This window comes from Mycobacterium sp. E2462 (assembly GCF_001672685.1).
Taxonomy (GTDB): Bacteria; Actinomycetota; Actinomycetes; order Mycobacteriales; family Mycobacteriaceae; genus Mycobacterium.
Genome location: NZ_LZKC01000162.1, coordinates 1 through 8841, shown reverse-complemented (window position 1 = coordinate 8841; position 8841 = coordinate 1). Strand labels below are relative to the sequence as shown.

The following is an 8841-nucleotide window of genomic DNA, read 5'->3' as shown; positions in this document are numbered from 1 at the left end:
CGATGTCAAGGGCGTCCGGTTCGGCGGGCTGGTCGACGTCATCGACGCCGCAACGCACTTCGACACCGTCGACGTCGGCCCCACGCCTCCTGCCCGCTACGCGGCGGCATCGCTGATCGTCGTCAACAAACTCGATCGACTTCCCGAAACCGAGCGCGCGGCGATGGTCGATCGGGTGAAAGACCGGGTGCAGCAACGCGGGTCACGCGCGGCAGTCATCGGAGCGATAGACGGGAACATCGACCCAGAACTGCTGTACGACGTCGCGGTGCCACGAGACCAGCCCGGCCAGCTGTCCTTGCGTGAATTGTTCGTCGACGTCGACTCAGCGCATGCGCACCATTCGGCCCACGCCGACTCGGTCACGGTGACGAGCACCGGCCTCGTCGACCCGGGCGCGCTGCTCGACCTTCTGGAGAATCCCCCAGACGGGGTGTACCGGCTCAAGGGTGTGGTGGCGGTGCGGTACGGCGCCGCCACCCCCACTTACCTGGTCAACGTGGTGGCCGACGCCGTTCACGTCGAGGCCGCGCCGCCCGGTGCGGTCGCCAACTGCCTCGTGGCGATCGGCGCCCACCTCGACGATGACGACGTTCGAGCTCGGTTGGAAGCGGCGCTACGCCCCGCCACCGGCTCGCCAACGGCGGCAACGGTGCACCGCCTTCGGCGGTATCGCCGCCGCCGCCCCTGACCGCCAGGGTGGAGAGTCGCTTCGTGGTCCTATCCGGGACCCTCGCCGGCCGCGGCAAGTGACGGCTCGGCCACGGGCGTGACCGCCGTCCGCTCGAGCCGTCCGATGGTCTCCGGGCCGACCAGAACGGCGATGAGAAAGATGACGTACCAGGCGAAGAGAAAGGCAGCCAGCCGCGATGGGATGTCTGCGAGTGTCGGACTGGCCAACGTCACGAAGGTGGTCATGAGGCCGCCGATCGCGAAGCCGCCGTTCCAGAGGAACGCGGTCCCGGTGGCTCGGACGCCGGTGGGGAACAGCTCGTTGAGGTAGATCATCGCGGGGCCATAGATCGCATTGGACAAGAACACGAGGATCAACGAGTACAGCAAAATCAGGGGGCCGGACTGCGCGTTCAGTTGGGTGATCACCCAGTACAGCGACGGGACCACCACGAGGTCGATCACACCGAACAGTACGAGGGTCCTCCTGCGCCCCCAGACTTCGCTCAACGCCCCGGCGGCCACAGTGCCGACCGCCACGACGACGCTCGAACAGATGAGGAAGTCGCTCGCCAATCCGCCGTCGAGTTTGTTGAACTTTTGATACACGGTCGGCAGGTAACCGGACGTCAGGTAGTACGACGTCCCGGCGCCCGAAACCACCAGGACGCCGGTGAGGATCGTCCGCCGCCGGCCACGCTCGAACAGGCTCTTCACGGTCGTGTGCGTCGACGCGCCGGCGACGGCGTGGTCTTGCCACGACGCGGGTTCGCCGGCGCCCCGCAGCAGAAGGTAGCTCAGCACCGCACCCAGCAGCCCGCTGAAAAACATGAAGCGCCAACCCCACACGGCGAATTGCGCGCCCGGGAACAGTGCATGGCAGATTAGGCTGGCAACCGAGGCCAACACGGCACCGACCGCCGGTCCTCCCCCGCCGACCAAGCCCGACACCGCGCCGCGCAGATCTTCCGGCACCGTCTCGGTGGCAAGTGTGTGCGTCGAGGCGACGATGCCGCCGACGAACAACCCCTGTATCAGCCGGAGAAGGATGAAACCTATTGGCGCTGCGGCACCGGCCACCGCGAACGTCGGAACCGCACCCATCAACGCCGTCGAAAGCCCGGCGCCCGCGGTCGTGACGAGCAGCAGTCGCTTCCGCCCGAGCCGGTCCGCAAGCGGCCCGAAGACAAACGAGCCGAGGGGCCGCATGATCAGACTCACCGCGAACGAGGCGTATACGGCGGCGAGCGAGAGCGTTTCGCTGCGCGCGGGAAAGATGAGCTCGCTGACGGCGGAGGCGACGAACAGCAGGATGAACAGGTCGTAGAGGTCGAAGGCGAACCCCACGATCGACGCCGCGACCGCCGCCCCGAATCGCCGCGCAACGGCGGGGCCGACGTCCGTCGACGCCGTCACCTGTGCCTCATCCACGGACGGCAACCGGCTTACTGAAGCACGTCACGCCGCCGTCGTGGCACACCGGTGTCTGGGGTTCGATCTCCAGCAAGGCGGTGTCCGAGTCACAGTCGACGGCGATGCGTTGGATGTGCAACGGCGGGCTTCCGTCGTCTTCGCCCTTCACCTGAACGCGCCCGAGCGTCCGCCGGAACAGCGTCACCACACCGGTGCTCAGCGTCTTCGCCCACGCCTCCTCGTCCACGAACCCGACCATGAGCACCTCCCGAGTGACCGCGTGCTGCAACACCACGGGCGCCAGGCCGCCCAGCTTCGAGAAGTCCAGTGCGACCGTCTGATCGAAGCTCATCAGTACCCTCCTCAATTGGCGCCGGCCGCGGTGAGCGCCTGTTCGCCCAGCCGGCGCGCCGCCTCGCGCGGATCGTCGGCCGCGGCGATCGCGCGGCCCACCACCGCATACCGGCGGCAGCCCACCGCCGCGGCGAATACCTCGGGAATGCTGCCTCCCAGCGCTCCGATGCCCGGCAACAACAACACCGGCCTGTCGACCCGGTCCTGGAGAGCCTTCGCGTGGAGGCGCACCGCCGCGGCGTCATGGGCGGGGAGGACAAAGTGGCCGGCGCCGTGCTCGACCGCCGCACCCAAGATGCGCTCGAGCGCATCATCGGCGACAAAGCCACCGGCACTTGCGAAGTATTCCGGCAAGGGCAGAGCGCCTCCAACGATTGGAGTCAGACCCGCCACACGCGCTTGGCCGACGAATTCGCTTACCGCCCGCTGCCCGGCAAGCGGGAACAAAACGATGGCCGTGACGCCGGCCTCGCGGCAGAGCTGCGAGAACCGGTGGGCCATATCCGGGATGTCGGGCCCGGCCTTCTGGTGGTCGTAAATGATTGGCAGGTGCGATATTTCCCGGATTGCCTGGACCGCAGCGGGCAGGCCGAGGCGCAGGGCGCCGGCGATCCCGAGCTTGTAGGCCACGATGCCGTCGATGTCGGTGGTCGCCTCGACGAGACGCCTGAGCGCATCGACGGAGTCCACGTCCAGCGCGGGAATCACACCGCCGTCGGTGGATCGCCAGTCGGCGGCGTCAGGCACGGACGACGTCTGCTTTTAACGCCTCGGCAATGAACCGCTGCGCGCTGGGCTTGACCTCGCCGATGTCCAGACTGACGTCCAGCGCTTCGACGCTGTGGGTGAGGTCGCCGACGGAGATGACGTCCACACCGAGTTTGGCCACCTCGACGATGTTGTCTTCGCGGATGCCGCCCGATGCCTCCGTCATCGCGCGACCACCGACCAGCGCGATACCGGCGCGCATCTCGTCGAGGTCCATGTTGTCGAACATGATCACCTCGACGTTCGCGGCGACCGCCTCCTCCACCTGGCTCAACGTCTCACATTCCACTTCGATCTTGAACGTGTGCTGAGCCCTTGCCCGCAACGTCTCGACCGCCTCGGTCAAGCCACCGGCCGCCTTGATGTGGTTGTCCTTAACCAGGATCGCGTTGTGCAGGCCGAACAGGTGGTTATGGCCGCCGCCCACGCGGACCGCGTACTTCTGAAGAACCCGGATGCCGGGGACGCCCTTGCGGGTGTCGGTGATCCGGGTGCCGTACGGCTCGACCAGGGCGACGTAGCGACGCGTTTTCGTCGCGATGCCCGACAGCTGTTGGATCCAGTCCAGGGCGGCGCGCTCCGCGGCGAACAGGGTGAGGGTCTGGGCCTGCACGCGCAAGAGCACATCGCCGGGTTGCACCCGCTCGCCGTCGTGTACCTGGTAGGAGACAAAAGCGTTGGGTTCGATCGCTTTGATCGTCTCTTCGGCGAGCAGCAGACCACACACCACACCGGGCTTCTTGGCGTAGATCAGGGCCTGGCTCCGGTCGTCCGGCCCAACCAGGAAACCGCCGGTGGTGTCACCCGCGCCGATCTCCTCGCGGAGCCCCTGCTCCACGAAGGGCCGGACCATGAACCCCGATAGCTGCATCGGCTCTCACCCTTTCAGCCCGCAGCCGGCACCGGCGGCTAAAACGCCGGACCCATTGGGCACGAGATCACGATTCATCCGAGGAGACCGCCGCGCAATCGCGTTGTCCGGGAATCGAATACAGAGGTCACCACTTGAGCAGACGGTATCGGAGGGCGCGGCTGCTGTCCCCTATTAATACCGCGGCGATCAGAATCCCATGGGCAGGCCCCAGCCGCCCACCTCGCGCGAAGCGACCCACTTGGCCCTCCCCACCTATCCCTGGCCGAAGCGCCGCGAACTAGGTATGGTCATACCGTACTGCAATACCTTTTGCTTCGCGGTGACGACCTTGCCTGATCAACACCCCACCGCGAGGCACTATTCGCTATAGGAAGGAACCGGCGATGCCCAGCTGGCACGACGCACTTGCGCAACTGCAACAAAGTCTGAACGGACCCCTGCTGACGGCGGAGTGCCCCGAATTCGGCGACGAGACAGGCGTTTTCAATACAGTCGTGCGCCACCGCCCGGCCGTCGTCGTGGGCGCTGTCGATGCCTCGGATGTCGCGAACGCGGTGCGTTTCGCTGCCGCCCATAATCTAAAGATCGCGGTCCTGAACACCGGACACGGACCTTCGGTTCCGGCCGATGCCGAGACGCTGATGATCACCACGGGCAGGATGCGCGAGGTCACGGTGGACGCGGAACAGCGCCGCGTGCGCGTCGGCGCCGGCATCCGCTTCGCGGAGCTCGTCGCTGCCACCGCTTCCCACGGCTTGGCGCCGCTGTGCGGATCGGCTCCCGGCGTCGGCGTGGTCGGTTACACCCTCAGTGGCGGTGCCAGCGCCACCTTGGGACGCAAGTACGGGTGGGCCTGCGACCATGTGAGCGCGATCGACGTGGTCACCGCGGACGGCGAGTCGCGTTGTGTGACACCACAGTCGCATGCCGACCTGTTCGAGGCGCTGCTCGGCGGGAAGAGCAACTTCGGGGTCGTGACGGCCATGGAATTCGCGCTGTTTCCCGTGACACAGCTTTACGCCGGCGCGTTGTTTTACGCCGGTGAACACATCGCGCCCGTCCTCGAGGCCTATCGCGCGTTGACGGTATCGGCGCCCGACGAGCTCACTACCGGCTTCGCGCTGCTGAATCTGCCACCGCTGCCCGGCCTTCCGCCGTTCATGGCCGGCAAGCCGACCGTCTCGCTGCGCGTGTCCTTTGTCGGCGACGCCGCCACCGGGGATCGGCTCATCGAACCGCTGCGCCAAGCGGCGCCGCTGCTGGCAGACACTGTGACCACCATTCCTTATTCCGCTTTCGGAACCATCACCAACGACCCGACCGACCCGGCGGCCGCAGTCGAACAATTCGCGCTGCTGCGCGAGTTGACTCATGACACGGTGGCCGCGATCGTCGACGCCGTGGGACCGGGGTCGCAGAGCGCGATCAACATCGTCGACATCCGGCACTTGCAGGGGGCGTTCGCCAGGCCACCGGCCGTTCCGAACTCCGTGGGAGCCCGCGACGCGGCCTTCGCCATGTTCGGGTTGACGGTCGTGCCGCCGGGCCGGGCGGCAGCCGAGTTCGGACGGTCCGGCTGCGAATTGATCGCGGCGTTGACGCCCTGGCTGCACGAACAGGGCAGCCCCAGTTTCCAGGGGCCGGGTGACATCGACGAGCGAGGAACCCGCCGAGCCTACGCTCCCGACGTCTACGACCGGTTGCGAACGGCGAAGGCAAAATACGACCCCGACAACAGGTTCCGCGTCAACCACAACATCGCCCCGCACCCGGCACTGTGACCGCGGCACTGCGCCGCGCCGGTGAAAGGTTGCATCGGCGTGGTATGGCCGTACCATATTCACCCATGCCCATAGAGCGACGCACCCGGCGGGCAGGCGGAGCCCGCCGGGCCGCGGTCGCCGAGACCGTCGCCGACGTCTTGGCGGAGCGCGGGTACGAGAGCACGCGCTTTGCGGACGTCGCCGCCGCCAGCGGTGCTGCCATCAGCACGCTGCAGAACTATTTCGGTTCGCGTGAGGACATGCTGATCGAGGCGATTCGGCACGCGACCGAGAAGGAGGTCGTCGCGCTCGAGGCGGTGGCCCAGGCCGAAGCCGATCCCTGGCTTCGCCTGGTGGCGATGATCGACCGAAACCTCAACACTCCGTTGACCAATCATCGGCTGCTCATCGAAGTCTGGCGGTCCAGCATGCGTGACGAGGAACTGCGTGACTACAGCCAGCAGGGTTGGGCGCGCTACCGCGCACCGTTCGTCCAGACCGTGATCGACGGCTCCGACGCGGGCGTCTTCACGCCAGTCGCCAGCCCCGACGACATCGTCGATCTATTGCTCGCGTCGTTGGCCGGCGGCATGATTCCGCGCACGCTGCGCTTTCCCAACCCGTCGGCCGATCAATTCCGGGCGGCGCTGCTGCGCCATGTCGGGGTGATGCTGGGCCGCGGCGGTTATCACTGAGCAAACGACGCGCGCTAAGACGCCATATCCATTGCCGCGTAGCGCCATTCGCCTACCGCACGTCTGAACGGCCCGGCGCCGACCAGTGCACCACCTTCACGGCCGTCATCTCGTCCAGCAGTTCCGGCCCGAAGCCGAACCCGCTGCCACTGGCGCGGCGCGGCTCGGACGCGCCGCCAGGGGCGCCGCCGAACACGTCGTTGATCTTCACGGTCCCGACGGGAAGGCTGCGCCACGCCTCCTGGGCGCGCCCCATGTCGGCGGTCAACACGGTGGCCGCCAGGCCGAACCGGTCGTCGGCGGCTTCGGCCAGCGCGGTGGCGAAATCGGGCACGACGCGCACCGGCGCGATCGGGCCGAACGTCTCCTCGCGCAACACCGCCATGACCGGCGAGCAATCGGTCAACACCGTCGGCGGATAGAAGGAGCCGGGCCCCTCGGCCGGCTCCCCGCCGATCAGCACGTGGGCGCCCTGCTTGACGGCGTCTTCCACGTGAGCGTGCACGTGCTCGCGATGTCGCTCGTCGACCAGCGGGCCGACCCGGCCCGCCCACGCCGACGCCTCGTCGACCAGCGCGTTGATGAACGCGTCGGCGATCGACTGCAGGACGTAGATCCGCTCGACCGAGACGCAGATCTGCCCCGCGTTGGCGAAGGCTCCCAACGCCGCCTGCGAGGCCGCCCAGGCCGGATCCACGTCGGCGTCCACGATCAGCGCGTCGTTGCCGCCGTTCTCCAGCAGCGCTTTGGCCCCCCGTTGCGCGCAAACCCGAGCGATCTCCTGGCCGGTCGCGCTGCTGCCCACGTGCGCGACCACGTCCACCAATTCCGATTCGGCCAACCGGGCGCCGACCGTGCCGTCGCCGTCGACGATCTGCAGCACACCGTCGGGCAGCCGCGCCGCCAGCAGCTCCGCGAAGCGCCGGCCCGTCTGTGGGCAGCGCTCGCTGGGCTTGTGCACCACCGTGTTGCCGGTCACGAGCGCCGCACCGAGCAACCCGGCGGCCACGGCGACGGGATCGTTCCATGGGGTCAGCACCGCGACCACTCCCCGGGGCTGCGGAATCATCAGGTCCGCCGCCGACCAGCCGCCTTGCAGCGCGTGCCCCCGATGCAACGGGCCGAGCTGGGCGTACTGCAGCAGCGTTCCCATGCCGGCATCGACGCCACCGCGCGCGTCACCGCGCACCTTCCCCGTCTCTCGCTCGTTGAGCTCAGCCAACTCGTCGGCGGCGGCGTAGACATCCGACGCCGCCGCGGCGATGGCGGCGGCCCGATCCGCCGGCGAGGTGCGAGCCCACTCGTCGGCCGCGGCGGCGGCGCGGCGAATCGCCTCATCGCAGTCGGACGGCTCGCTGATCGGCACCTGCGAGACGGTGTCGCCAGTGCGGGGATCCAGGACGCTGATGATCTTTGTCATGGCCGAAGACACGCCAGCGGATACCCTGCGCTCGTGCCGACCAATCAGGCCGGATGTCGCACCGGCCGAGACAACGCTCGTCCGGTATGGTCGGCGGGTCCGCGGGCACGCGAATCAAAGGTCAGGTCAATGGGCGAGGCATATCCCGACAACGCCTACACCTCACGACAGGCGCTCAATCCAGACCTACGCACGGTGGCCCGGTTCCTGCCCCGCGGCTACGCGCTGCAACACGGTCTCAAGTTGCAGCGCAAGCTCATGCATCTGATGGGCAACGCGGGCCGGATCCGCGACGTGCCGGTGGCCGCCGTCAACGAACACGTCACCGTCCGGCTGCATCGCCCGACCGACCTACCGAGTCGAGCACCCGCGCTGCTGTGGATCCACGGTGGCGGCACCGTGATGGGTCACGCCGCCCAAGATGACAAGTACCTGCGGAAATTGTCTCGTTGCGCCGGCGCCGCGTCGCGCGGGTCGGCTCCGTCGAGGTACCACCGCCAGGCGAGTTGGTTGTCCGTTGCCGTCCACATCAGGCGCTTGCGGGCGTCGCGCTCGGCTCCGGTGCGGTCGTCGAGCATCGGATAGATCAGCAGCTGACAGGCCAGTGCCACGTCCTTGCGATCGTGGGCTCGCTGGGCCACCGCCGCTGCGAAATGCCCGCCGGCGCTGGCCCCTCCGACGCCGACTCGCGCCGGATCCACCCATGGTTGGTTGGCCAGCCACCGCAACGCCGCATAACAATCCTCGACGGGCGTCGGATACGGGTGCTCGGGCGCCAATCGGTGCTCCACCGCCGCGATCGCGACGCCGGCGCAACGAGACAATTTCCGCAGGTACTTGTCATCTTGGGCGGCGTGACCCATCACGGTGCCGCCACCGTGG

General features: G+C 67.9%; 8 protein-coding genes and 1 pseudogene. 3 read left to right on the top strand and 6 right to left on the bottom strand.

Annotation, left to right across the window (positions count from 1 at the left end):
* Positions 1 to 691 (top strand): GTP-binding protein (locus A5714_RS07480; protein WP_068284308.1); only part of this gene is annotated, 691 nt, incomplete at its 5' end.
* 29 nt (positions 692 to 720) lie between these two features.
* Here the strand turns inward: A5714_RS07480 and A5714_RS07475 are convergent.
* The 4 genes from A5714_RS07475 to nadC are packed head-to-tail and all read right to left on the bottom strand — an operon-like array spanning position 721 to position 4078.
* On the bottom strand, positions 721 to 2088 hold the full coding sequence (locus A5714_RS07475) for an MFS transporter (protein ID WP_068284313.1): 1368 nt from the start codon (positions 2086 to 2088) through the stop codon (positions 721 to 723).
* Between the two features lie 7 nt (positions 2089 to 2095).
* On the bottom strand, positions 2096 to 2437 hold the full coding sequence (locus tag A5714_RS07470; RefSeq protein ID WP_068068100.1) for a phosphoribosyl-AMP cyclohydrolase: 342 nt from the start codon (positions 2435 to 2437) through the stop codon (positions 2096 to 2098).
* A gap of 11 nt (positions 2438 to 2448) precedes the next feature.
* Positions 2449 to 3186, bottom strand: coding sequence for an orotidine 5'-phosphate decarboxylase / HUMPS family protein (locus A5714_RS07465; RefSeq protein WP_068284306.1), 738 nt, complete (start codon positions 3184 to 3186; stop codon positions 2449 to 2451).
* Positions 3179 to 4078, bottom strand: a complete 900-nt coding sequence (nadC, locus tag A5714_RS07460) for a carboxylating nicotinate-nucleotide diphosphorylase (protein WP_068284303.1) — start codon at positions 4076 to 4078, stop codon at positions 3179 to 3181. Before nadC ends, A5714_RS07465 begins: the two co-directional genes overlap by 8 nt.
* Before the next feature lie 386 nt (positions 4079 to 4464).
* Here nadC and A5714_RS07455 point away from each other — a divergent pair, with 386 nt between their 5' ends.
* Entirely contained in the window at positions 4465 to 5862 is a 1398-nt protein-coding gene (locus tag A5714_RS07455; RefSeq protein WP_068284299.1) for an FAD-binding oxidoreductase, read from the top strand.
* Positions 5859 to 6539, top strand: a complete 681-nt coding sequence (locus tag A5714_RS07450; protein ID WP_156747216.1) for a TetR/AcrR family transcriptional regulator — start codon at positions 5859 to 5861, stop codon at positions 6537 to 6539. The genes A5714_RS07455 and A5714_RS07450 overlap by 4 nt, the downstream gene beginning before the upstream one ends.
* Before the next feature lie 52 nt (positions 6540 to 6591).
* Here A5714_RS07450 and A5714_RS07445 read toward each other — a convergent pair whose 3' ends face one another.
* Both A5714_RS07445 and A5714_RS07440 read right to left on the bottom strand, forming a co-directional pair.
* The gene (locus tag A5714_RS07445) at positions 6592 to 7959 is read right to left on the bottom strand and encodes an aldehyde dehydrogenase (RefSeq protein ID WP_156747215.1); all 1368 of its coding nucleotides are present in this window, start codon (positions 7957 to 7959) and stop codon (positions 6592 to 6594) included.
* Between the two features lie 416 nt (positions 7960 to 8375).
* Positions 8376 to 8841: pseudogene (locus A5714_RS07440) on the bottom strand (alpha/beta hydrolase fold domain-containing protein); the annotation flags it as partial.